Origin of the sequence: Sphingopyxis sp. A083 (assembly GCF_001468495.1) — a bacterium.
In the GTDB taxonomy this organism is placed as follows: Bacteria; Pseudomonadota; Alphaproteobacteria; order Sphingomonadales; family Sphingomonadaceae; genus Sphingopyxis; species Sphingopyxis terrae.
The window spans coordinates 38,079-62,675 of sequence record NZ_LNSK01000003.1 but is presented as its reverse complement, the minus strand read 5'-3'; the positions used below and the strand labels follow the sequence as shown (position 1 = coordinate 62,675).

Annotated in this window: 22 protein-coding genes and 1 tRNA gene; 15 read left to right on the top strand and 8 right to left on the bottom strand. The window is 65.5% G+C overall.

Annotation, left to right across the window (positions count from 1 at the left end):
• Positions 1 to 42: 42 nt before the first annotated feature.
• Positions 43 to 2,109 (bottom strand): ATP-dependent DNA helicase RecG, encoded by a 2,067-nt coding sequence (gene recG / locus ATE59_RS07630; protein ID WP_058811950.1) that lies wholly within the window; start codon positions 2,107 to 2,109, stop codon positions 43 to 45.
• Positions 2,110 to 2,315: 206 nt separating this feature from the next.
• Here recG and ATE59_RS07625 point away from each other — a divergent pair, with 206 nt between their 5' ends.
• Positions 2,316 to 2,576, top strand: coding sequence for a succinate dehydrogenase assembly factor 2 (locus ATE59_RS07625; protein WP_058811949.1), 261 nt, complete (start codon positions 2,316 to 2,318; stop codon positions 2,574 to 2,576).
• Entirely contained in the window at positions 2,573 to 6,067 is a 3,495-nt protein-coding gene (gene mfd / locus ATE59_RS07620; RefSeq protein WP_058811948.1) for a transcription-repair coupling factor, read from the top strand. Before ATE59_RS07625 ends, mfd begins: the two co-directional genes overlap by 4 nt.
• Positions 6,068 to 6,086: 19 nt before the next feature.
• Here mfd and ATE59_RS07615 read toward each other — a convergent pair whose 3' ends face one another.
• Positions 6,087 to 7,283 (bottom strand): GGDEF domain-containing phosphodiesterase, encoded by a 1,197-nt coding sequence (locus ATE59_RS07615; protein ID WP_058811947.1) that lies wholly within the window; start codon positions 7,281 to 7,283, stop codon positions 6,087 to 6,089.
• 60 nt (positions 7,284 to 7,343) lie between these two features.
• Here ATE59_RS07615 and moaA point away from each other — a divergent pair, with 60 nt between their 5' ends.
• From moaA to ATE59_RS07595, 4 genes are all read left to right on the top strand, one after another.
• Positions 7,344 to 8,351: a GTP 3',8-cyclase MoaA gene (moaA, locus tag ATE59_RS07610; RefSeq protein WP_058811946.1), complete on the top strand. Its 1,008-nt coding sequence runs from the start codon at positions 7,344 to 7,346 to the stop codon at positions 8,349 to 8,351.
• A gap of 22 nt (positions 8,352 to 8,373) precedes the next feature.
• A complete protein-coding gene (locus ATE59_RS07605) occupies positions 8,374 to 9,144 on the top strand; it encodes an NAD kinase (protein WP_058811945.1) in 771 nt (256 codons plus the stop codon).
• 60 nt (positions 9,145 to 9,204) lie between these two features.
• Entirely contained in the window at positions 9,205 to 9,651 is a 447-nt protein-coding gene (locus ATE59_RS07600; protein ID WP_058811944.1) for a surface-adhesin E family protein, read from the top strand.
• Positions 9,652 to 9,738: 87 nt separating this feature from the next.
• Positions 9,739 to 9,813, top strand: a tRNA-Asn gene (locus tag ATE59_RS07595).
• Positions 9,814 to 9,894: 81 nt separating this feature from the next.
• Here ATE59_RS07595 and ATE59_RS07590 read toward each other — a convergent pair.
• On the bottom strand, positions 9,895 to 10,842 hold the full coding sequence (locus ATE59_RS07590; RefSeq protein ID WP_058811943.1) for a helix-turn-helix domain-containing protein: 948 nt from the start codon (positions 10,840 to 10,842) through the stop codon (positions 9,895 to 9,897).
• A gap of 208 nt (positions 10,843 to 11,050) precedes the next feature.
• Between ATE59_RS07590 and ATE59_RS07585 the strand changes: the two genes are divergently transcribed.
• The 4 genes from ATE59_RS07585 to ATE59_RS07570 are packed head-to-tail and all read left to right on the top strand — an operon-like array spanning position 11,051 to position 12,843.
• A complete protein-coding gene (locus tag ATE59_RS07585; protein WP_003039576.1) occupies positions 11,051 to 11,248 on the top strand; it encodes a hypothetical protein in 198 nt (65 codons plus the stop codon).
• Positions 11,249 to 11,260: 12 nt separating this feature from the next.
• Complete coding sequence (locus tag ATE59_RS07580; protein ID WP_058811942.1) at positions 11,261 to 11,680, top strand: DUF6326 family protein; 420 nt, start codon at positions 11,261 to 11,263, stop codon at positions 11,678 to 11,680.
• Positions 11,677 to 12,348, top strand: coding sequence for a DUF4386 domain-containing protein (locus ATE59_RS07575; protein ID WP_003039580.1), 672 nt, complete (start codon positions 11,677 to 11,679; stop codon positions 12,346 to 12,348). The genes ATE59_RS07580 and ATE59_RS07575 overlap by 4 nt, the downstream gene beginning before the upstream one ends.
• 42 nt (positions 12,349 to 12,390) lie before the next feature.
• On the top strand, positions 12,391 to 12,843 hold the full coding sequence (locus ATE59_RS07570; RefSeq protein WP_003039582.1) for a response regulator transcription factor: 453 nt from the start codon (positions 12,391 to 12,393) through the stop codon (positions 12,841 to 12,843).
• Here ATE59_RS07570 and ATE59_RS07565 read toward each other — a convergent pair.
• From ATE59_RS07565 to ATE59_RS07550, 4 genes are all read right to left on the bottom strand, one after another.
• Positions 12,826 to 13,260, bottom strand: a complete 435-nt coding sequence (locus ATE59_RS07565; RefSeq protein ID WP_058811941.1) for a hypothetical protein — start codon at positions 13,258 to 13,260, stop codon at positions 12,826 to 12,828. The genes ATE59_RS07570 and ATE59_RS07565 overlap by 18 nt on opposite strands.
• A 167-nt stretch (positions 13,261 to 13,427) precedes the next feature.
• Entirely contained in the window at positions 13,428 to 14,345 is a 918-nt protein-coding gene (locus ATE59_RS07560; RefSeq protein WP_156416737.1) for an alpha/beta fold hydrolase, read from the bottom strand.
• A gap of 167 nt (positions 14,346 to 14,512) precedes the next feature.
• Entirely contained in the window at positions 14,513 to 15,862 is a 1,350-nt protein-coding gene (locus ATE59_RS07555) for a hypothetical protein (protein ID WP_058811939.1), read from the bottom strand.
• Positions 15,863 to 16,040: 178 nt separating this feature from the next.
• The gene (locus ATE59_RS07550) at positions 16,041 to 18,761 is read right to left on the bottom strand and encodes a protein kinase domain-containing protein (RefSeq protein WP_058811938.1); all 2,721 of its coding nucleotides are present in this window, start codon (positions 18,759 to 18,761) and stop codon (positions 16,041 to 16,043) included.
• A gap of 175 nt (positions 18,762 to 18,936) precedes the next feature.
• On the opposite strand from ATE59_RS07550, the gene ATE59_RS07545 reads away from it, so the two are divergent.
• Genes ATE59_RS07545 through ATE59_RS07525 form a run of 5 tightly spaced genes read left to right on the top strand, consistent with a single transcriptional unit; the run spans position 18,937 to position 22,615 of the window.
• Positions 18,937 to 19,689, top strand: a complete 753-nt coding sequence (locus tag ATE59_RS07545) for a hypothetical protein (protein WP_058811937.1) — start codon at positions 18,937 to 18,939, stop codon at positions 19,687 to 19,689.
• A gap of 4 nt (positions 19,690 to 19,693) precedes the next feature.
• Positions 19,694 to 20,611: a hypothetical protein gene (locus tag ATE59_RS07540; protein ID WP_058811936.1), complete on the top strand. Its 918-nt coding sequence runs from the start codon at positions 19,694 to 19,696 to the stop codon at positions 20,609 to 20,611.
• Positions 20,611 to 21,342 (top strand): hypothetical protein, encoded by a 732-nt coding sequence (locus ATE59_RS07535; protein WP_058811935.1) that lies wholly within the window; start codon positions 20,611 to 20,613, stop codon positions 21,340 to 21,342. The genes ATE59_RS07540 and ATE59_RS07535 overlap by 1 nt, the downstream gene beginning before the upstream one ends.
• On the top strand, positions 21,339 to 21,851 hold the full coding sequence (locus ATE59_RS07530; RefSeq protein WP_058811934.1) for a hypothetical protein: 513 nt from the start codon (positions 21,339 to 21,341) through the stop codon (positions 21,849 to 21,851). The genes ATE59_RS07535 and ATE59_RS07530 overlap by 4 nt, the downstream gene beginning before the upstream one ends.
• A gap of 5 nt (positions 21,852 to 21,856) precedes the next feature.
• Positions 21,857 to 22,615: a hypothetical protein gene (locus tag ATE59_RS07525; RefSeq protein WP_156416736.1), complete on the top strand. Its 759-nt coding sequence runs from the start codon at positions 21,857 to 21,859 to the stop codon at positions 22,613 to 22,615.
• 72 nt (positions 22,616 to 22,687) lie between these two features.
• On the opposite strand, the gene ATE59_RS07520 is transcribed toward ATE59_RS07525, so the two are convergent.
• Positions 22,688 to 24,400: a YadA-like family protein gene (locus ATE59_RS07520; protein ID WP_197409145.1), complete on the bottom strand. Its 1,713-nt coding sequence runs from the start codon at positions 24,398 to 24,400 to the stop codon at positions 22,688 to 22,690.
• Positions 24,401 to 24,597: the final 197 nt, after the last annotated feature.

Sequence of the window (24,597 nt, the reverse complement as noted above, 5' to 3'; positions counted from 1 at the left end):
GCGGCCCACCCCCGGCCCCTCCCGCAAGCGGGAGGAGAGAAATCACCCACTCCGCAGCAGCGGCACCGCCGCATCGCGCTCGAACAGATACAGGCAAAGCCGCACCGCTTCGCCGCGCGCGCCTTCCATTCCGCCGTCGCGTTCGACGAACAGCCGCGCATCGTCATGCGCCACCGGCAAGAGGCGAACGAGCTGTTCGGGCGTCGCCAAACGATAGTCGGCGTCGCCCGACTGCTTGAGCCCCAGCAATTCGCCGCCGCCGCGCAGTTCCAGATCCTTTTCGGCGATCACGAAGCCATCGTTCGTGTCGCGCATCAACGCGAGCCGCTCGCGCGCCGTTTCGGACAGAGTCTGCGATCGCAGCAGCAGGCACACCGACTTCGCCGTGCCGCGTCCGACGCGGCCGCGGAGCTGGTGGAGCTGGGCCAGCCCGAAGCGGTCCGCATGCTCGACGATCATCAGGCTGGCGGCGGGGACATTGACCCCGACCTCGATCACCGTCGTCGCGACGAGGACGCCGATCTCGCCCGCTTCGAACCGCGCCATGACGTCATCCTTGTCCGGCCCTTTCATGCGGCCATGGACCAGCCCGACGCGCGCCTCGCCGAAACGGGCGCGGAGCAGCGCGGCGCGATCTTCGGCCGCGGCCAGTTCGCTCGCCTCGCTCTCGGCCACCAGCGGGCACACCCAATAGGCCTGCGCGCCGCTCGCCAGATGCCGGGCCAGGCCGTCGATCACTTCGTCGAGCCGGTCGACCGACACGACGCGCGTATCGACGGGCGTCCGCCCCGGCGGCATTTCGTCGAGCCGCGATACGTCCATCTCGCCATGGTTGGCGAGCAGCAGCGTGCGCGGGATCGGCGTCGCGGTCATCACCAGCAGATGCGGCGGACGCGCCGCCTTGTTCGTCAGCATCAGCCGCTGGGCAACGCCGAAACGGTGCTGTTCGTCGACCACGACGAGCGACAGATCGCGGTAGCTTACCGCGTCCTGAAAGATCGCATGCGTTCCGACCAATATGTCGATGCTGCCGTCGGCAAGCCCCATCAGCGTCGATTCGCGCGCCCGCCCCTTGTCGCGGCCGGTCAGGATGGCGAGATTGACGGGGAGCCCGGCGAGCATCGATTGCAAGGTCGCATAATGCTGGCGGGCCAGAATCTCGGTCGGCGCGAGCAGCGCCGCCTGCGTTCCCGCTTCCACCGCCGCCAGCATCGCGCGCAGCGCGACAAGCGTCTTGCCCGATCCGACATCGCCCTGCAGCATGCGCAGCATCGGCGTGTCCTGCGCCATGTCGCCGGCGATCTCGCGCCCGACGCGCTCCTGCGCGCCGGTCAGGCCAAACGGCAGCCGCAACGCATCGACCAGCCGCCCGTCGCCGCGCACCGCCCTCCCCCGCCGATTGCGCAATCCCTGCCGGATCAGCATCAGCGCGACCTGACTGGCGAATATCTCGTCATAGGCGAGCCGGTCGCGTGCCGCTTCGTCGCGCGGGCTGGCGTGGGCGCGTTCCATCGCATCGCGCCACGCCGGCCAGTTGCGGCTCGCCAGCAGCGGCGCGTCGATCCATTCGGCAAGTTCGGGTCGCCGCTCAAGCGCCACCGCCGCCAGCTGCGACAGCCGCGCATTGGTCAGCCCTTCGGTCAGCGGATAGACCGGCTCATGTTCCGCAATCCCGGCCTCGTCTCCCGGTTCGGCGACATGGTCGGGGTGCACGATCTGGCGCATATCGCCATAAAGATCGAGCCGCCCCGACACCCGGCGCGTCTCCCCCAAAGGGAACAGCTTGCGCGCCAGACCCGACGTGCGCCCGAAATAGACCAGCCGCACATGGTCGCCCGCCGCGTCGAACGCCTCGACCCCGAAGGGCGCGCGCGGGGATCGGCCGGGGCGGTAATCCTGTGCGGTCAGGTCGACGATGATCGTCTGTCCCGCCTGCGCCTGATCGAGCCGGTCGACGGGCACGCGCGAGATGAGGCCGGTCGGGAGATGGAACAGCACATCGACGACGCGCTCCAGCCCCAGGCGCGCCAGCGGCTTGGCAAGCTGCGGACCGACACCCTTGAGGTCGGTCAGCGCAGCAAAGAGCGGGTTGAGGATTTCGGGTCGCATGGCTAGGGCGTGTCTAGCCTCGTCTTTCCGTTCGTGTCGAGCGAAGGAAACCCAACCTCTCTTCCGTTTGTGCTGAGCTTGTCGAAGCACCGTCCTTATTTCCAGCGGCGGAAAGAGAGAACAGCCCTTCGACAAGCTCAGGGCGAACGGTGAGTGGGGGCGATGTCCGTTTTCACTTCATCGCTTGCGCGATTAAAAGGCCCGCCATGCAAGACCGCCTCAAACGCCTGAAATTCCGCGCCTGGCACCGCGGCACGCGTGAGGCCGATTATATGATCGGCGGCTTCTTCGATCGCTATGCGGCGGCGTGGGGCGAAGAGGAAATCGCGTGGTTCGAAGCCGTGGTCGAAGAGGATGACGTCGACATCATGGCGTGGGCGCTCGGCACCGGGCACCCGCCCGCGCATCTCGACCGGCCTGCGATGATCGCTGCAATGCGCCGGCTGGACTATATTCCGCTGCCATGACCCGTCCCTCCGCCGACATTTTCGCCGCCATCGCGTCGGCGTCGGCACCGCTGACGCTCGCACGCACCGCGGACGGCTTCCTGCCGCTGCTGCTCGCCGATCTGGCGCGCGCCAGCGACAAGCGGCTCATCTATGTCGCGACCGACGATACCGCGATGCAGGCGGTCGCCGATGCCGCGCCTTTCTTTGCGCCCGACCTTGTCATCCATCGCTTTCCCGCCTGGGACTGCCTGCCCTATGACCGCGCCGGGCCGTCGATGCGCGTCAGCGCCGACCGGCTCGCCACGCTGTCGGCGCTGCAGGCGCCGCCGAAGCGCGGCGAACTGATCCTGACCACCGTCGCCGCGATCACCCAGCGCACCCTCACGCCCTTTCGCATCCGCCAGCTCGCGACCACGCTCGCACCGGGGCAGCGGATCGATCGCGACGCGCTTGCCGAACTGCTCGTCGCCAACGGGTTCAACCGCGTCGATACCGTCGCCGATCAGGGCGAATTCGCGGTGCGCGGCAGCCTCGTCGACCTTTTCCCCGCCGGCGAGGACGCGGGGCTGCGCGTCGATTTCTTCGGCGACGAGATCGAGAGTATTCGCCGCTTCGATCCCGCCGACCAGCGCAGTCTTGGCCCCGCCAAGTCGCTGCAATTGCTTCCAGCGGCCGAAACGCTGCTCGATCAGGACACGATCAAGCGCTTCCGGTCGAGCTACCGCGAGATGTTCGGCGCGCAGGCAACCGGCGATCCGCTCTATCAGGCGGTCAGCGAGGGCCGGCGGCAGGCGGGGATGGACCATTGGCTGCCGCTGTTCGAGGAACGGCTGGCGACGCTGTTCGACCATATCGACCCCGCAACCCCGGTGCTGCGCGGCCACCGCACCGACGCGACGGCGGAGACGCGCTTCGATGCCATCACCGACTATCATGCGAACCGCGTCGCCGCCGAGCGCGAGCAGGCGGGCAGCTATCGCCCGCTCGCCCCCGACACGCTCTATCTGACCTCGAGCGAGTGGGCGGCTGCCGAGCGCGACCGGCCGGTGCATGTCGTCTCCCCCTTCGATGTCCCGCCCGCGCCGAGCGTCATCGATCTCGAAAGCTTTGCCGCCCGCGATTTCACGCCCGAGCGCGCGGCCGACCTCAACGTCTATGACAAGGTCGCCGACCATCTGTCGGACGAACGCCGCAAGGGCCGCCGGACGATTATCGCCAGCTATTCGGCGGGCGCGCGCGACCGCTTGTCGGGGCTGCTCAGGGACCATGGCGTCAGCGCGCTTGCCTCCGCCGACAGCTGGCAGGAAGCACTCGGCACCGCTTCGGCCGATGCCGGCGGCGCGACCGCAATGGTCGTCCTTCCGCTCGACCACGGCTTCGCGAGCGACGCGATCAGCCTGCTCACCGAACAGGATATTCTCGGCGAAAGGCTGGTACGTCGTCAAAAGCGCCGCAAAAGCGCCGACGCCTTCCTCGCCGAACTCGCGACGCTCAGCGTCGGCGATCTCGTCGTCCACCTCGATCATGGCATCGGCCGCTACGAAGGGCTGACGTCGATCCCGGTCGGGAAAAGCCCGCACGATTGCGTCGCGCTCACTTATGCGGGCGGCGACAAGCTCTACGTCCCCGTTGAAAATCTGGACGTCCTCTCGCGCTACGGCGGCGAGAGCGACGGGGTTGCGCTCGACAAGCTCGGCGGCGAGGCATGGCAGCGCCGCAAGGCGCGGATGAAAGAGCGCATCCGCGAAATCGCTGGCGAACTGCTCGCGACCGCGGCGCAGCGCGCGCTCCGCCCCGGCGAAGTGCTGGCGCAGGACGCCGCTTATCCCGCTTTCGCCGACCGTTTCCCCTACCAGGAAACCGACGATCAAGACCGCGCGATCGGCGACGTGCTGGAGGATATGGCGTCGGGCCGCCCGATGGACCGGCTCGTCTGCGGCGACGTCGGTTTCGGCAAGACCGAGGTTGCGCTCCGCGCCGCCTTCGTCGCGGCGATGGCGGGGGTGCAGGTCGCGGTGGTCGTGCCGACGACCTTGCTCGCGCGCCAGCATTACACGAACTTCGTCGAGCGTTTCAAAGGCTTCCCGGTCAACATCGGCCGCCTGTCGCGTCTCGTGCCCGCGGGCGAAGCGCAGAAAACGCGCGACGGCCTCGCCAGCGGGCAAATCGACATCGTAGTAGGCACCCACGCGGTGATCGCTAAATCGGTGGAATTCCGAAATCTCGGCCTCGTCATCGTCGACGAAGAACAGCGTTTCGGCGTCGTCCACAAGGAACGGCTGAAGCAGCTCAAGGCCGACGTCCATGTGCTGACGCTGACGGCGACGCCGATCCCGCGTACCTTGCAGATGGCGATGTCGGGTCTGCGCGAACTCAGCGTCATCCAGACGCCCCCGGTCGACCGTCTGGCGGTGCGCACCTATGTCGCGCCATGGGATCCGGTGGTGATCCGCGAAGCCCTGCTGCGCGAGCATGACCGCGGCGGCCAAAGCTTCTTCGTCACCCCGCGCATCAAGGATCTGCCCGACATCGAGGAGTTCCTGCGCACCCGCGTCCCCGAAATCAAATATGTCGTCGCACACGGCCAGATGGCGCCCGGCGAAGTCGAAGAGCGCATGAGCGCCTTCTACGATCGCAAATATGACGTGCTCGTATCGACCACGATCGTCGAAAGCGGCCTCGACATTCCGAGCGCCAACACCTTGATCGTGCACCGCGCCGACCGTTTCGGCCTTGCCCAGCTTTACCAGCTCCGCGGCCGCGTCGGCCGGTCAAAGACGCGCGCCTACGCGTACCTCACGACGCCCGAGGGCGGCGCGATCACCGACACCGCCGAAAAGCGGCTCAAGCTGCTCGGCGATCTCGACACCTTGGGGGCCGGCTTCCAGCTTGCGAGTCACGACCTCGACATTCGCGGCGCCGGCAATCTCGTTGGCGACGAACAGTCGGGACATATTCGCGAGGTCGGCTTCGAACTCTATCAATCGATGCTCGAAGAGGCGATCCTCGTCGCCAAGGCCGAAGGTGCCGGCGTCGCGCCGCCCCGCGAGGCCTTGTCGCCCGTTATCACGGTCGATGCGCCGATCCTTATCCCTGAAGATTATGTGCCCGATCTGCCGCTACGCATGGCGCTCTATCGTCGCCTCAACGAGGCCGAGGACCGTACCGGGCTCGACGGTTTCGCGGCCGAGATGATCGACCGCTTCGGCCCGCTGCCGCCCGAAACCGCGAACCTTATCCAGCTCATGGAGATCAAGGCGAACGCGAGGACGGCTGGCATCGCCAAGCTCGACGTCGGCACCAAGGGCGCCCTCGTCAGCTTCCACGGCGACCAGTTCGCCAATGTCCCCGGTCTGATCGCCTATGTCGAGCGGCTGAAGGGCCGCGCGCGCATCCGCCCCGACAACAAGCTGTCGGTGAGCGGCGACTGGGTCAGCGCAGGCGCGCGGCTCAACGGCGCACTGCAACTGTCGAAAGGTTTGGGGAAACTCGCACGGCAGGCGAGCTAGAACGGCCGCTATTGCGGACTTATTCGATCAGCCCCGGCAGTTCGCTTCCCGGCACCGGCCCCGATTTCAGGAAGCCCTGCCACGTCGCAACGCCCAGTTCGCGCAGCCGCTCGAGCTGGCGCTCATTCTCGACCCCTTCGGCGACGACGAGCAATCCAAGCGCCCGCGCGAGGTCGACGATCGCGCGTACCACGATGCGGTCGCGGTCGCTGCCGTCGATCGTGCGCGTAAAGCCGTTGTCGATCTTCAGATAGTCGATCGGCAGCCGGGCGAGCAGCGACAGGCTGGAATAGCCCGTTCCGAAATCGTCGATCGCGATCGCGCAGCCGAGCGCCCGGATTTGAGCAAGCTGTGCCGCTGCGCTGGCCGGATCGCTGAGCATTGCCTGTTCGGTGAGTTCGAGCGTCAGCCGGTCGGGATCGACACCAGTGGCCTTCACCATCGCCGCGAACCGGTCGGCAAAATCGGGATCGCCGAGGTCGGCGGCGGTGATGTTGAGCGACACGCGAAGCTTGCCGAGCGCGCGCGGCCAGCCGGCGATCTCGGTCAGCGCGACGCGATGCGCATGTTCGGTAAGCTCGCGTTCCATGCGCGCCGCGCGCGCCGCGGTAACCAGCGGCCCGGCGCCGAGCAAGCCGAGTTCGGGGTGTCGCCAGCGCAGCAGCGCCTCGACCCCGATCATCGCGCCCGTCGCCACCTCATATTGCGGCTGATAGAAGATTGCGACCTCGTCATTGGCCAGCGCCGACTTAACCATCACACCGTCGCGCGCCGACGCGGGACGTGCGAGCTGGTCGGCAGCGGCGCGAAGCTGCTCCTCGGCGGGTTCGTCGCGCGTGATCAGCGCCGTGACGATGCGAATCGCAAGCCGGCCATTCGGATCGCCGACCATCGGTTCGGCCAGCGCGACGTGCAACGCCCGCTCCTGCGCGCGCAGCGCCCCGAGCGATAAGGGCACCGCAGGCACGATCAGGAAACGCGGCCCCTCGAGCCGGCCAACGAACGAACCATGACCGAATTCGTCGGCGGCAAAGGTTTCGAGCCGGCGCGCGACTTCGTCGAGCAGCGCGTTTCCGGTCTCGGTACCGGCGCTATGGTTGATTCGGGCGAGCTGGTCGACCTGGACCAGAATGACGCCCGCATCGGCGCCGTGCCGACCGTGGAGATTTTCAAGGTGCCGAACGCTTTGTGCGTTCGTGTCAACTGTGCGATTCATTGGCGCCCCCTAGCAGGCTTTGCTTGCCAATCTCTTCCCTTTTGCACCATCATTCAGGCGATGGCCGCAAATTCCGCCCCGCCTGTCGCTCCACTCACCGACGGTCACGGTCGGCGCATCACCTATTTGCGCCTGTCCGTTACCGATCGCTGCGACCTCAGATGTCGGTATTGCATGGCCGAGGAGATGCAGTTTCTGCCTCGATCCGCGGTCCTCAGTATAGAAGAAATGGGCGCACTTGCCGAACGCTTTGTTGCGCGCGGCGTCCGCCGTATCCGCCTCACCGGCGGCGAACCGCTCGTACGGCGCGGAATCGATCTGCTCGCGGCGCGGCTCGGCGCGCTCATCGGCCGCGGGCTCGACGAACTGACGCTGACCACCAACGGCATGCGGCTGGCCGACCATGCTTCGATGCTTGTCGAAGCAGGGATTCGCCGCGTCAACGTCAGCCTCGACACGCTCGACCCCGACGCCTTTCGCCACATTACGCGCGTCGGCGAACTCGCTACGGCGCTGCGCGGCATCGCCGCAGCCCGGGCCGCCGGGTTGGCGGTGAAGATCAACATGGTCGCGCTGGCAGGGCTCAACGAAGACCAGCTTCTGCCGATGCTCGACTGGTGCGCCAATGAGGGCTGCGATCTGACCCTCATCGAGACCATGCCGCTGGGCGAGGTCGCCGATGACCGCAGCGATCATTATATTCCGCTCCACCATTTCATCGCGCCGCTACGCGCCGATCGCGCGATCTTTCCGGTCGATCGCTACACCGGCGGCCCGGCGCGCTATTTCGGGATCGAGGACAGCCCGGTCACACTCGGCCTCATCACCCCGCTCAGCGATAATTTCTGCACCAGTTGCAACCGCATCCGCCTGACGGTCGAGGGGCGCATCTATATGTGCCTCGGCCAGGACGACCATGTCGACCTGCGCGCCGCGCTGCGTGAAGGGGGCGATGTCGATGGCTTGATTGATGCCGCATTGGCTGGCAAACCCCGCGCGCATGACTTTCAGATCGAACGAAAGTCCACACCGGCGGTCGCGCGTCATATGAGTGCAACGGGCGGTTAGATCACGCCCCAAGGGGGACCAGATGCAACGCAAGATCGCGCTCGTCGCGTCGAATGCGCCCGCGGCGATGGAGGCGGAGGCCGAGCTTCGCCCGCTTTACGATTTCGTCGACCTTGGCGAAGCCGACATGCTCATCGTGCTCGGCGGCGACGGCTTCCTGCTGCACATGCTGCACCAGCTTCTCGATCAGCGGCGCAGTCTGCCCGTGTTCGGGATGAACCGCGGCACCATCGGCTTCCTGATGAACGAATTTCGCGTCGAAGGGCTGCTCGACCGTATCGCGAGCGCTCGCCCCTTCCTGATCCACCCACTGCAGGGCGATATCACCACGATCAGCGGCGAACGGCACATCCTGCCGGCGATCAACGAAATTTCGCTGCTGCGCGAAACGCGGCAGGCCGCGAAGCTTGAGGTGCTGATCAACGAAAAGCAGATGCTCGAGGAACTTGCCTGCGACGGCGTGCTCGTCGCGACCCCCGCGGGTTCGACCGCCTATAATCTGTCGGCGAACGGCCCTATCCTGCCGCTCGAATCCGAAATGCTCGCGCTGACCCCGATCAGCCCGTTCCGCCCGCGACGCTGGCGCGGCGCGCTGGTTCCCGAATCGACGCGCATCCGTTTCAACGTCCGCGAAGCGGCCAAGCGGCCCGTCAGTGCGGTCGCCGACCAACGCGAAATCCGCGACGTGAAGACCGTGCTCGTCACCACCGACCGAAGCCGGCCGCTCACGCTGCTCTTCGATCCCGATCAGGGACTCGACGAACGTATCGCGATGGAACAATTCATCGTTTGACCGCTTGCGTGGCCGCCGGGCGCGGCTAGCATCGCCCTTTCACATGAATGGGGGAATTTCATGCGTCTGACCATGCTTGCTCTTTTGCCATTGCTCGCGCCGCAGCCGGCCTTCGCCGAATCGTGGCGCCTTGCCGCCTATTCCAACAGCGCGCCGCAGCTTGTCTATCTCGTCGATATCGATTCGGTGCAGCGGTCGGGCACCACCGTCACCTTTCGCCAGCAGACGCTCTACGAACGCACGACCGATACGCGCGATTTCGACCGCACGATGACCACGCGGCAGGCCGATTGTGGTTCGAACACGTCATTCATGCGCGACAGCAGCTTTTATGTCGCCGGCAAATATCTGGATACCGAAGCGGGGCCGTCGGACACGACCACCGCGCAGTCGGGATCGGTGCTGCGGCAGTTGATCGATACGGTCTGCGGCCGCTCGGACTATTTCTCGCCCATCCTCCCGACGCCCGAAAGCTGGGTGCGCGAAAAATTTCGGACGGGCTTCTGAACGATCCGTAAAAATTGCCGTACAACCCCCTTGCAAAATGATCCGCATGGCGGCAAAGGGGCCGCCTTGCCCGCCTCGGCGGGCTGCTCCTCGGTAGCTCAGCGGTAGAGCAATCGACTGTTAATCGATCGGTCGTAGGTTCGAATCCTACCCGGGGAGCCATTCACTTATATCGCTGAAGCGGGACGCCGAACCGGACGACAAGCCGATGTTCGTCCAGTATCGCGCCTCCAGAGGCGACGCCTATCGGGACTGCCGACGATATTCCTGCGGCGTCATGCCGGTGTCAGCCTTGAAGGCTCGGTTGAACGGGCCGATCGATCCGAATCCGCAATCCAGTGCAATCGTCAGGATCGGCAAGTGGGCGAGCGCCGGATCGACCAAGCGGCGCTTTGCCTCTTCGATGCGGTAGCCGTTCACCATCTGATTGAAATTGGGGTAGCCAAGCGCGCCGGTAATGCACTGGGTCACCTTATATTCGGGTTCGCCGGTGAGCCGTGCCAGGTCGGCAACGCGCAGATCGGCCTCCGCGTAGAGCCCCTTGTCGCGCATGAGCATGATCAGCTGCGCTTCGAGCCGGGGGTCCGACGCAACGGGTTTCCGCGAAGCGCGCGCCTTCGGATCGACGAGCGGATGCCGTTTCCGATGGCCGAGGGCCAACCCATAGCCGAATACCGCCGCGATCGCGCAAACGACCTTGACCGGAATGCTTAGTTGGGATGCGGTCGACCCGTCGGGCGCCCCGTCGACAGCCAGGACCGCCACCGCCAATATGGCTGCGTAGATGCCTGAATACAGGATGCGGAAGCGCCGTTCGGATTTGTCGCTTTGTTCGCGCAGATCAAGCAACGGCGCGGCCACCGCCATAAGCAGCATGGCGGAACTGCCTAATCTGGCAAGATTATCCAGGATCCTGAGGGGCATGCCGTCTGCCGGCACTAGCGATGTCACAGCGGATGCGATCATCACCATCAGCACCGCGGCGATCGGCCACCAGTCGCCTCGGGACGCAGATTCACGCCGGAAAAGCGATCGGGTTGCCAGCCACGACCATCCGCATGTCGCATTGCCAAGGATCGCAACAGCATCGACGGCCATACCCAGCCGCGATGCCAGCACGGACTTGAGGCAGAATGCGAGCGACGCACAACAAAAAGCCGCGCCGTAGAGAAGCGAAATGTCGATCCTCATCGGGTCCGGTCGCTGCGAACGAATGCCAGGCTGCAAAATCGACGCCATCAACGCAGAACCCTTAAAGACTCCGAACAGAAACCACGACGCTCACCGGGTCGGTTGGCCTCGCATGCCCCCCATCGGCAATCGCACCCTGCAACAAATAAACCGCGGGGGGCGATCGGCAAGCATATTCGGCGACCCGCTAGCCTGTGCGGCGGATCCGATGCCGAAATTCCATCGGCAATGTGAGGCGATCGACGCAAAAAACATCGCCGAATTCCAAACCGGCAAGACGAGCAGCGCCAAAATGACCGATCCGGCGGGTGGCCCGAGCGGAAACTGGGACGAAGGAGGGATGGCCGACCGGCCCGCCTCTTTGCAACGACCCGACGATCCGTGGCCGCACATATTTTGGACATAACAAGGTCATGCGATGAAAAGCCTCACCGACGCCCCGGTCCCCACCCGCCTCAAGCTGTCGACGCTCTGGACAGCGACAATGTTCTGTTACGTCTATGGCGATTATTTCGGTCTTTATACCGATAACAAGCTGGCATCGATGGCGCAGGGGAGCCTGGGCCCGATTGGCCCCGCAACCCCGGGAGCGCTGGTTGCCGTTTCGCTGATGATGGCGATCCCCGCGCTGCTGATCGCGGCGACGCTTTATCTGCCCGCGGCGATTTGCCGCTGGAGCAATATCGCCTTCGGCCTTTTGTATACCGCTATCATGGCGATGACGCTGCCGGGTGCCGCGCCATTCTACATCACTCTGGCGGTCATCGAAATGGCGCTCACCGCCGCGATCGTCATCGCCGCCTGGACGTGGGCCACCGCCGAGGGAGGATCGGAATGAGCGCGGACTCTTCGCACGCCCGCCTCGCCGGATTCCTGTATCTGGGAACGATAGGCTTTGGCGTCTACGCAGAAGTCGTCGCCCGCGGCGCCTTGATCGTGCGCGGCGATCCTGCCGCAACGGCACAAGCCATCTTTGCATCGGGATCGACGTTCCGGATCGGGATGATCGCCGATCTCGCGATGCTGGGTTGCTATATCGGCGTCACCATCCTTCTGCATGGCATCTTCCGCAAAAGAGCGCCCTTGGCCTCGGCAACAGCCGCTTCTTTCAGCCTGATCGGCATCGCGATGCTCGCATGCGATACGCTGCTGTCGGCAATGATATTGCGGCTGCCGGATTTGGGGCAGCCGTCGTCATCGCTCGCCGATTGGGTCTATCTGCTGCTGCGCGTGCATGGCGACGGCTACAAGGTCAGCCTGGTCTTCTTCGGGGCCTATTGCCTGCTGCTGGGTTGGCTCATCTGGTGCGGACGCGCGATGCCAAGAGTTGTCGGCCTGCTCGTCGCTGCGGCGGGTGCATGCAACCTCGTCAACAGCCTCGCCTGGCTCGGAGCGCCGCTCTGGGCGGCGCAGCTTCCGCAATATTTCACCCTCCCGACCCTGCTCGGCGAACTGGCGCTGGCACTGTGGTTGCTGGCGTTCGGCATTCGCGAGCGCGAGGCGTAGCATGCGAGTACAGAGCCACGCCGTTATGCCCGAGCAAGGCCGATGAGCGCGCTCGACAAGCGAGGCGAATTCGTGCGCGACCGAAATACGCCTTTCGAAAGCCCGCACGCGGCGTCGCTCCGCGACGCGCTCCGCGCCAAGGAGAATTCCAAACTGCTCATTGTGGTCGCCGACGACGGGCAGGCGATCGCGCAGATTCGGGCGCTGGCGTCGGCCTGCGTCGAAATCGACGACCATGCCGATGCCGACGCCTATTCCGCAAACTGGTCAGGCGAACCGGACATGAAAGGACTGCGGGACGGTCTAACGCAAAGGCAATTCGAAATTGCCCTGGGCGTCATGCGCGGCCTGTCGAACAAAGGCATCGGCCGCGAACTCGGCATTTCGCATTTTACCGTCCGCAACCATTTGTCGCGGATGTTGCTGCTCCTCGGCCTTTCGTCCCGTCAGGAGCTTGGCGACTATCTGCGCGCGCGATTATTTCGGCCGACGTAGCGGCTCCATGGGCTGGATCACGTAACGCGCCCAGACATAGCGCCACGGCATGAAGATATAGGCGAGCACGATCCCGATACAGTCCTGGAAAAGCGCTTCGATATCTTGCGTCCATTTGCCCGCCAGCCAAGCCCGAAAGGCGATCAGCAGAAGCCAGATCGTCTTCCACGCAACCTCATAGATCATCAAGGGCAGCATCTGGACCGGATATCGCACGCCGAGCAGGCTAAGGAGCGCGAGCGCCCCCAACATCGATCGGGCCAGACCCTGCTGAACCGGAATGTCCGCGGATTCGAAGATGAGCCGGTGCCAGACGAAGCTGCCCATGAAGCCCGCCATCAACAGGAATACGAGGCGAATGACATTGATCCGCCACGTGGCGATCGGCGGGAAAGATGGCTGTTGTCCGTTTTGCATATTGGATTGGCCCCTCCTGTCTTCGACCAGCGAAGTGCTGGGAAGAACGGCATTGTTGACGTCGCTGCCCGAACGGACAGACCGCCGACATGAAGCAGCGGCCGCAGGAAGCGTCTCGCCGGTTTGGAAAACGGCGATGCTTTTCCGGTTCCACCGCTACCGGGACGCTAATCCGCCGAAGTATCGGTTATGAAAGCCCTGATGTCGGCATATATGCGTTCGACATCTTCAAGCTCGGGGAAGTGACCAAGATCCTCATATTCGGCGATGCGGCTGGCTGGATGGTCGCATAGCCAGAGGCTCGATTGCCGATCGGTTGCGCGGTGCGAGCCGTCGCTGTTGCCCCAAATGGCGAGCGCGGGCTGGCTCACCCGTTTCATTGCGGGCTCCTTGTCAGGCAAATAGTTCTGAAACGCCGTCGCCATCGCCCAGGCCCCGCCGTGATGCAGCGCATCTGTCGCGCATCCGCAGAGACCGGTCAGAGCCTCCTGCTGGCCCACGGCGAGCTTCAGCCAAAGCGGCGCGCGCGCAAGCGCCAGTTTCCGCATCGCGATCTGGCCGAGAAATGGCTTTGCCAAGATATTCTTCGGATCGCGCGCCATCTTCCAGCGTATCTCTTCGGGCCAGCTCGGTGTCTGTATCTGGACCAAGTGCGATACGCGTGACGGGTATCTGCCCGCAATGTCGAGCGCTCCCAAACCGGCGACGCACGAAAAGGCAAGTATCGCCGGTTCCTCTGCGATCAGCCGGATGAACTCCGCGATCGTATCATTCGCCTGAAAGAAACGGAAATCCTGCCAGAACCCGGGGACAGAGAAACCCATTGCGGGCAGTTCGAACACGATCGCCCGGAAGTCCGCGCTGTATATTTCCAAAAGCCGGTCATAGGCCTCGAGCGTTACCGGAGGGTCGGCGGCGAATATGATGGGGCGCCCATACCCCGCCGCGCGGTACCGGAAGGTGACACCGCCCGCCTCGACAAAGGCAATGTCTTCCCGCGTTCGGGAAGGCCAACCTTCACGGAAGGCCCGGGCCCGCTTGCCGGAACCAATCGTGTCGAGCCTTGCGGCCATCCATTTCAACATATGTCGCCTCGTCCATGCGCTGCCGTGCCGACCCGCTGGTCGATACGCCGATACCCGCTACGCCCCGACGCGCGGATTAGAGGCGACTGCTTTGCGAGACGAATCCGATTATGTACTAGTTTGCATGGGCTGCGCCGCCCGACGTTTCGCAGATCGACGGAAGCCGCCTATTTCCCTGCCCGGTAAAATTTTGCCTTGGCCGGTAAGCGATTGGCAGAGCAGAAGGTCCATGCGTCCCCGAAGCCTACAAGCTCGAACGATTGCGGCCCGGTGATCCTGTAATCCTGCGTGGCGGGCATCGGCCGTCCATCGATGTCGGGGCAGCTCTCGGTTTGCCGAAAGGCGTTTGCGCTCGTCATCTTCAGGCTGGTGAACTTGCAGCTGCTCCCACGCTGGACGATCCGGTCCTCGGCCAGATAGATAGCGATGTCGGCGAAGGGCTTTTCGCAGGTCGACATGCGCGCATCGACATAATAGCCGACCGGCAGCGGCAGAATGCGCGACTGGCCCGGACCCGCCGGTCCCTCCGCATTGGCCGCAGCGCCGCGCGGACATTGTTTCTCGAGCGATCGGATCGCCGCCGTCGATCCGGCAAGCGAAAGCGCCGTCAATTCGGTCCATTCATCGCCGCCGTCATAGCTTGCATATAGGGAAAGGTCGCTGTCGGCGCCCATCAGCAGACCACGCGCCACGGGATCGAGCGCGCCGCTGAAATCGGGCCTTCCGGCTTCGGGGTTCAGGCTTTGCGTCGCCTCGCTGCCTTCGCCGGCGCTTCGAAAGCCGATCAGCAGGGGCTTGCCCGGCGGGGGCAGGCGCAGCCCCTTGGCCGGCACGATCGTTATCGCCATGCCGCGACCCGGTTGGCAACGAAGCCCCACCGCGGTGAATTCGGGATGTCCCGTTACCGCGGCGACGGTGCCGGCACCGCTTCCCGCGACTTGCCAGCGCCCGCTGTGAAGGGCGGGCGGTGGCCCGGCGTCTTCGCCGGTTGACGGCGGCAGGTCCGCATCGGTGCCGCGGCGCCGTTCGACCACCGCCCATTTGCGTCCATCCCACCGGAGGACTTCCAGGCACATATCCGCCCCGACGCTTCCGCACACCGTCCCGTGAACCGAAAGGCCCAGCCCGGTGCGTCCCTTTCCGTCGAGCTTCACCGCCTGCCAGTCCCGGACATTGTCGTTGAAGATTTCGCGATAGCCGTTGCGGTCAGACCCGAAGATGGCAATCATGCACCCGGCAGTGCCGCAATAGGCCGAATAGCCCGCGTTGGAGCATCGCGCACTGCTGTAATCGACCACCCAGTCGGGCTTGCCGTCGCCCGTCACCTCGGTCTCGACCGCGAAATGCGCGCGATCGGGAATGAATTTGCCGCCATCGGCCCGGCATTCCTGTTTCAGGCTGTCATAGAGGGCCTGCACCTCGCGCGGCCAGACCTTTGGCGGCGCCGCCGGTTGCGACTGGACCAGCGCGAGCAGCGGCAGCAGCATCGATGATGCCGCCATCAACGGGCGGATCATGGGCGCCCCTCCGCCGTCATAACGCACCGATGCCCTGAATGTGCCCGCATGATCGCTCCCTCTCTACCGATCCGGCCCGTCCGCCGGGTTTCATCAGAGAGCTAGCGAGCGCGATGCCGCAAAGTCTTCACGCCATTCTAAAGATTATCTCAAGCCAGAACCGCCTCGCGCTCCAGCCTTACCCGCGCAATTGGGCGCGCAGCCGTTGCAACCGCTGTTTGAGTTCGGCATCCTCCGAAGCCTTTGCTGCAGCCTGCGCCGTATCGAGCAGCGTACCGGCAGTGGCGCGGTCGCCCAGCCCCAGCATCGTCTCGGCCCGCGCCGCGGCCAGTGTCGCGGCGAAATCGGGCCGCCCGGTCAATTCGGCAACCTTCGTCGCATCGACAAGCGAAAAGCTGCGGTTCGCTTCAGCAAACCGGTGGTTCGCAAGCTCGCACTCGCCCAGATAGAATTGAATCGTATGGGTCAGGCCGTAATCGGCGCCGAACGCCTGGCGGGCCCTTGCCGCCGCATCCGCCAGGATGGGCAAGGCATCGCGGCGTCGGTTCGTCTGGCAGAGCGCCGACGCATAATCATTCTGGCCGACAAGCGCCTGATGCGACAGCGATCCGGCCTGCGTGGCCGCCCCCTCCCAAACGCGCTTCGCTTCCACCGCAGCCTCGTCATAGCGTCCGAGGGCGGCAAGGCTTTCAAACCGCGTCGAATGCATCGCCAGCGTGAAGCGATGATCGCGACCGAAGCGCCGTTCGAGCGCGGCGAGCAGCGGACCGCTTTCGCGCAGCGCACGTTCATGTTCGCCGAGCATCGACAGCGCCGTCACCCAGTGTTGCCGCGTCACCAGCGTATCCAGATTATCCGCCCCCCGTATCCGGGTCGAGTCGGCGACGATGGCACGCGCCACGGGTTCCGCCTCTTTCACCTTGCCCTCGTGCAGCATCACCAGCGCCAGCGAAGACCGCGCTTTCAGCAATTGCGTCGGCGAAACGCGCGACCCCGGCGCCGAACCGATCGCCACCGCGCGGCGGATCGCGCGCTCGGCACGCTCGATGTCCGCGGTGTAGGCATAAGCCCCCTCCGACTGCGCCAGCGCGAAGCCGATACGCCCGCTTTTCGCCCGGTCGCCGAGCGCCTTTTGCTCTTTGGCGATGGCGGCGCCCGCCGCCTCCAACCGCCCCGGCTGGCCCGACGTCGCGTCCATGTGGATGCTGCCGAGCCGGCCCAGGACGGCATCCTCGCTGTCGGCTTCCCCGGCCTTGCCGAACAGCGTGGCGGCGCGCGCATATTCGGCGCGGGCGGTGTCGAAATCGCTGCGCTGATAAAAGGCGCGGGCGACCGCGAGATGGAGCCGCGCGGCGGTGCCCGGCGAGCGGGCATAACGCGCATCGATATTCGCGCTCGCGCGCTTCATTGCCTCGATGACCGTTTCGTCGGTGCTCGACTTCGCCGGATCGGGGCTGGACAGCACATCTTCGGCGATGAAGGCATAGCTGGTCTCGGCCTGATCGCGCGCTCCCAGCGCCGCACCGCGCTGATGCCAAGCATAGGCAGCGAGCGCGCTCGACGCGATAAAGCCGCCCGCGAGGCTCGCGATGGCGGCGCGGATCCACGGACGCCGCGCGGCCTGCTTTTCCTCGGCCCGTCGCGCTTCTTCGGCGGCCGCCGCCCGCCGCGCCGCCGCCGATGCGTCGGCTCGCCGACGGTCGATCGTCTCGAGCCGGTCGGCGAGATCGGCGGCGCTGGCAAGGCGGAGCGCCGGATCGCCCTCCGCCGCGGCCAAAATGTCCGAGCGCAGGACGGGATCGGCGATGCGGCCTTCCCAACCGGGCGCCAGTGAAGCCGAAAAATCGCCGGCCACGAGCTGATAGAGGATCATCCCCAGCGCATAGATATCGCTTTTCGCCGTCGGCATCGCATCGCCGGTCAGCTCGGGCGCGCGATAGGCAAGCGTTCCCGACCGCGGTTCGTCGCGCGCCAGATCGGGGTCGAGCGACCCCGGATCGGTAATCTGAAAGCTGGCGAGCACACTATCGTCGAGAAGGCGCCCGCTGCCGAAATCGGCCAGCCGGATCGTTGCGCCGCCGTCCTCGGTCGCGATCAGGATATTCGCGGGCTTCAAATCCTTATGGAGGACGCCCAGATCGTGCATCCGCGCAACCGCGCGCGCGATCATCGCCGCGACCGCAATACGCGTCTCGACCGCAATCTCCGCCAGCCCGCCCCGCTCGGAAGCCCACGCCGTCAGGTCGCGTCCGCCATAGCTATATTCGAGGAAGAAGGGCGACGCGTCGAAATTCCATTCGAGCAGCGCGGGAAGCGGAGCCGATTTGCCGAGTCCGGCAAAGAGCAGGCGAGTCAGCGCCGCTTCGCGTTTCAGGCTGCGCAGCCGGTCGGGCGCGTCGGCGAATTTGAAGACGCGCGTCTCGCCGGTCTTGTCATGGCGCGCCAGCCAGACGTCTTCGGCGCCGCTGTCGCCGAGCGCTTCGACCAGCCGCCATTGCCGGCGGCCGGGCACCGCGTCGCCGGCCGCAAAAGCAAAGCGCGGCGCCAGCGGGGACTCGACGCTTTCTATCGCAACCGTCGCGGCGAGCTTGTATCCTACCCGCGGCACCGTCTCGACAATCTGTTCGTGCCTTTCGCCGAGCGCCTTGCGCAATTTCGATATGGCCGTGGTCAGCGACCCCTCGACCACGGTGACGCCCGGCCACACCGCATCGAAGATTTCATCCTTCGTCACGACCTCGCCCGCGCGCAGAAGCAACTCGTGCAGCACTTCGAGCGGCTTGCCCTCAAGCGTTACGGCATGACCATCGACGCGCAGCGTCCAGCTGGCTTCGTCGAACTCCGCCCCCGCGAACTTCCAGAGCCTGCGCCTCCGTCGGGAAGAGCTTGATTGCGTCATGGCGACCCCCTGTCCGGCCGACTTTAGAAATTCTTTAGAGCAGCTTCAAGACTTTGAGGATGCACCGGAATAGCCGTTCCATCACGCGAGGCATCCTTCGCAGGTGCTTCCGCTTTTCAAGCGTCCGGTGCGCGGTCCCACGGGATTGTCCGCCGGCCTTTTTCGGGGGCGGTATATGAAGGGAAAGATACTCGGGTTCGATGAGGCGACCGGCAAGGGCGCGATATCGGCGGACGACGGCACGCGCCACAAATTCGATCGCGCCGATTGGCGCGGCGGCGACAAGGCGCCGGCGCCCGGACTCGTTGTCGACTTCGAAAGCGAAAACGGCGGCGCGCGCGAAATCTATCCCGTCGGCGGCTCAGCCATAGCCGCCCTCGGTACGATCGGGGCCGATCTCGGCGCGCTGACCGAGTCCGAACAAGGCGCGCGGATCGCCGCGTTGATGACCCGCTCGCTTGCGGTTCCGCTGGCGCTTCTCGTGCTCCTTGCCTGCTTCCTCTCCGCGCTCACCTCACCGGTCCAGAGCGCGACGCTGATCGGCCTTGGCAATGCGATGGACGATCTGGGCCGCGTTGCGGCGGCGCAGGAAATGCTCGGCGGCGGCAAATCGGGCTTCGATACCGTCCAGACGCTGCTCATCCTGCGCTTCGCCGCACCGCTCACCGCGCTGTGGCTGATCTGGGCCGCATGGTCCGGCAAGTCCGAACGGCTGCCCATGCTGGTCACCGGCGCCGCATCGATCGTCGCGGCCCTGATGGTCGTCATGCTTCGTTCGGCGATCCTGTCGATGGTCCCCGATGTCGTCCGCGACCGGATGGCCGACGGGATCAGCCTTGGCATCGGCACATGGCTGCTGCTGCTCGCCGGCGCGGCCCTGATTGCCGCCGGACTCGGAAAATTGCGCAACCCGCTCGCAAAGGACTGACACGATGCCCCATGCCACGAAATTTCTGGTTGCCGCCGCCGCTTTGTCGCTCGCTGGCTGCGGGGGCGGCGATCCCAAGCCGTCTGAAACGCGCGACCTCGCCGCGGGCGAAGGTCCGTCGGGTGCGATGACCTATTATGGCAAGAAGATCGAGGTCGATTGCGGTGGCACCATGATACCCCCGCGTCCCGAAGGAAGCGCGGTCGACGATCTGCGCGGACTCCGGCTCGGCATCCCGCTCGATACCGCAGTCCGCTTCGCCCAATGCCCGGACGGCAAGGAGGCGGACAGCATCCTCCTCGAAGGGGACGGTCCGCAACTGTCGCGCGATCAAGCCGGCCTCAAGATCCGCAGCTTCGTGCGCGTCGCCACGGGCCAGCACAAGGCGCGGTGGAACTCGACCGACGTGCTGAACTATGACCCACGCAACCGGCTGGAACAGGTCGATGCCGAATGGAGCCTTTATGCCGACGGTATGCCGGGGCAGGAGAAGCTTTATGCATTGTGGCTGACCCAGCCCTTCCAAAAGGGCGGCGAGCCGACGATCGCTTCGCAGCAGGCGGCGCTTGAACAGAAATATGGCAAACCATCGCTCACCGGCGATCGCGGCGAGATGTTCTGGCTGCGCGGCCCCGATGGCAAGCCGCTACCCGAATTCGACCGCGAAAAGCTGCGCGAATGCAGCTCCGGCATATCGATCTACGGGACGCAGATGAACTGGCGCCCCGACTGCGGCCTGACCATCGTCGCGATGATCGAGCCGGCCTATGGCAATCCGCAATTGGCGCAGGCCGTTCGTGTCGCGATGATCGATGCCGCCGCCTATTACGATTATGAGGTCAACCGCTTCCCGCAAGAGCGCGATGCCTATCGCGCGTCGCAAGCCGCCGATGCCGGCGCCAACCAGGGAGGCAAATTCTGATGCGCCGGATATTTCTGACATCGGCCGCGGCGCTTTGCATCACGCTCACCACAAGCGGGTGCGGCGACAAGCAGGCCGCGGGCGGCACGGATGCAGGCACCGCGACTTCGGCTTCCAGCCAGCCGGTGACCGCTGCTGCCCAGCCCGCCCAACCTGCCGCCGCACCGCCGGCAAAATGCGACAGCTACACCGACGACCTCACCGATCGCGACTGGGCGATCATCTATTATGCGATGACCGGCCTTGCCCCGCCGCGCGAAAAATGGGCGGACGAGGCATTGTCCGGCCTCGACCGGGGCCTCGGTGCCGAGGAAGCATGGAAGCGCGCGAACGCGCAGGTCGATACGCAGTGGAATGCGATCAAGGACGTCCGCTGCGTCACCCTGCGCACCCGCGCCGATCCGAAAGACTATGACCCCGGCCTCGGCGGCATCCCGCTAGGTGCCTTCGCGCCCGACGCCTTCTATCCCTTCCGCGACGGCGCGATGCAGATCGCGCTCAAGTTCCGCAACGCGGACAAGGCGCGCGTATGGAAAATGTCCGCCGACAAGGCTGCGGCGCTCAAGGCCGACAGCTGGCTCGGCAATCTCGGCCTCGTCATCCGGGCCCGCCTCGTCGCTTCGCGACCCAGCGGCAACGGCGGCACGATCGAGGCCGAGGTTGTCGGGTTCGATCTGGAGCCTTCCGAATATAGCCGGATCGCTCGCGAAACCGTGACGGTGCAGCCATGAGCCGCGGCCTTTGCATCGCCTTCGGCGCGCTGCTGCTTATGGTTGCGGAACCGGCATCGGCGCAGCAATCGGGCGTTGCGGCGACGCTCGAAAGCGGCGGCCAGACGAGCGGCTGTGTCGAATGGAGTCACCAGACGATCGCCAAGCCGGGGCACAAGAGCCCCGACCAGAAACTCGTCTACTTCCGGTTCGTCAACAAATGCGGACGCGAAGTCAGCGTCGTGCTGGTCAGCCAGACCGATGGCTATGCGGGGCGCGTCAGCGATCATGGGAGTATCACGCTGGCGCCGGGGCAGTCCTATGGCGACGCAAAGACGATCCGTAACTATCTGTTTTTCAATCCGCCGAGCGATCATTTCCTCAACTTCTGGGTGTTCCAGTCGGACGGCCGCTACAACGCCGCTCTCATGCCGAACATGAGCCGCTGCATCCCCGGCTTCCAGCCCGTGCGCAACAGCAAGCGCCAATATCCCGCCTGCCCTCCCCATTTCCGCTATTCGCAGGGATGATCCTTATGCGCCAAATTGCCGTCCTGACCCTCGCCGGCCTTTGCGCCATGCTGACCGCGGCCGCGCCGGCGGCCGCGCAAACTGCATCGTCCGCCGCGACGCAGCGCGCCGACATCGAAACGCTGCAGCGCCTGTATAATGAACGCTTTGTCGCGACACCCTTTGCGGGATTATATCAGATCGATCGCCCCATCCCCTATTCGCCGCGCGAAACCGCGCCGATACTGGTGACGCGCGATGGCGAATACAGCTTCAACAACGGCAAGCTCGGCGCGCAGCACGGCGACACGGGGGCGCCGCTTTCGGGGGCCGAATGGGGCGCACTGGTGCTGCGCTGGCGCGACCAGATCCGCTATTCGGATCTGATCCAGCAGGGCGGAAACGGCCCGCTCCGCATGCTGCTTCTGTCCGCCTATGACTGCCCCTTTTCGAAGAAGCTGGAGGCCGCCCTTGCCGCCGCCGGGACGCGCTATGCCATCATACCCAGCACGATCGGAACCGCGAACAAACCCTTCCTGCCCGACATCTGGTGCAGTCCCGATCGTGCCGCGACCTGGCGGCGCGCCATCGGCACCGGCGCCCTCCCGCCGCGGGCTTCGCGAAGCTGTCGCTACGACCGTCGCTATTTCGAGACGTTGAGCGGCATGTTCGGGGGATCGAAACCGACGGCGCTGTTCGCCGACGGCACGATCGTCGCGTCGCCCAACCCCGCCTTCGTGAAGCAAAAGCTGGCAACGCTGTCCCGCCAGGGCATCGCCTTTTAGGGTCGGGGCCCAGCGCAGACGAGGCGGCAGGAGGGTGCGCGCTTCGGACCGCCCCCTCCCGCCCGTGCCAAGCTAGAATTCGCCGGCGATGCCGACTCGGGCCGCCGTATTGCGGCTGCCTGCATAGGACACGCCTGCCGTGAAGGCGAAGGGGTTGTCGGTACCGAACCGGTGCGCGATCGACGCGCCCACCGCCTGTTCGCCGCGGAAGGTGGCGAGGTTGAAGGTGTAGCTTGTCTTGCCCGGTTCGGACGGCATCGGCGCGGGGACAAGCGCAACGGCGGCGGCGGTTCCGCGCTGTGCGTCGCGGCGGTCGCGGTCGGTGATCGCATAGAGGTCGCTGATCTGTGCACTGTGCGCCGCGGCCAGCGACTGGAGCGCGGGAAGCGCGGTTCCGGCCATGCTTTCCAGCGACATCAGCCGATTGTCCTGCACATTGTTCACCGTCTGAATCGCCGCAATCTGGCTGTCCTGCACCATATTCTGCGACACGGCGGCATCGGCGGTGGTCTGCGCCGCCGCAGCGGCGGTCGCGACCGTTTGGACCTGACCGACATTTGCCGCATCGGTCGCCGCGGTGCCCGCGGCGACGTTCACGATACGCCGCTGAAAGCCCGCCGAGCCGACCGACACGGTGTTGGCTTCATCGGCGACCGAACTGGAGCCGATCGCAACCGAGTCTGCACCCGAGGCTTTCGAGTTCACGCCCAGTGCCGTCGCACCGAGGGCGGTGGTCTGACTGTTCACGCCCAAGGCGACCGAATAGCCGCCATTGGCGAAAGCCCCGGACCCCGTCGCCGTGTCACCCTCCTTGATTGCGCGCGCGCCATAGCCCGTGGCAGTCGAGAAATCGCCCCCGGCGGCCGCGCCCTGGCCGAAAGCGGCGCTTGCAAGGCCGCTGGCAAGGCTGTCGCGACCGACCGCCGTCGCATTTTGCCCGCCTGCCGCGGCGTTGGCGCCGATCGCCACCGATGCCGGCGACGCGATCGTGTCACGACCGATGGCGATGCTGCCATCGGACAGCGCATTCGCATTGTTGCCGATGGCGATGGCCGACAAGCCAAAGGCGTTGGAGGCGTTGCCCAAGGCGACAGCGCCGTCGCCGATCGCCTGATTGTCGGCGCCGATCGCCACGGCGCCGCTCCCGGTCGCGACATTCGGATCGCCGATCGCGACGGCGCCGTTGCCGGTGGCAGTCTGTCCCTGTCCCAGCGCGACGGCGCCATTGCCGCTTGCGGTGCTGCCGTCGCTTTGCAGGCTGCTATCGCCGCTGGTGCCGCTGCGCACCGCCGAGTTGGCGATCGCGGTCAGCGCCGCGGCACCCATGGCGGTGTTCAATTGCCCCACATTGACGGCGTCGGACACCAGCGTCCCTGCCGCGACATTGGTGATCTGGCGCTGGAGGCCGGCGTTGCCGACCGATACGGTCGCGCCGCGGTCCGCGACCGATCCCCAGCCCAGCGCAACCGACTGGTCCGCGGTCGCGCTGCTGCCCGTGCCGACGGCGGTCGAGCGCGTTTCTTCGGCAGCGGCGATGAAGCCGACCGCCATGGCTTCGTTGGCCGTCGCCTTGGCCCCGCTTCCATAAGCGGTGGCGCCCGGCGCCGAAGCTTCGGCGCCAAGCCCGCACTCCAGCGTATTTTCGGGGTCGTCGGGCGTGCCGAGAATGCCATCGGCGCCAGCGTTCTGAACGCACGGGACGGTCGCCTGTGCATAGGCGTTCGGCGCGGCGCCGACGGCAGCAAGGATCGCAAGGGGCGCGGTCGCGCCAATGAGGGTGATCATGCGTTTCATATCGATCTTTCCTTATGGATCGGCGCAATGCCGATCGGTTTCCGGGCGACCCCTCGCGACGACCTTTGGTGGCGCCTTGTTTGCGGTCACCTCGTCGACGCCGCCGAACGCGGCGCCGCGGGTGCAGCATTTGGAAAGACGATAATGGTCGCCCGATCCGGACAGGCTTCGCCTCCGAAAAAGCGGAA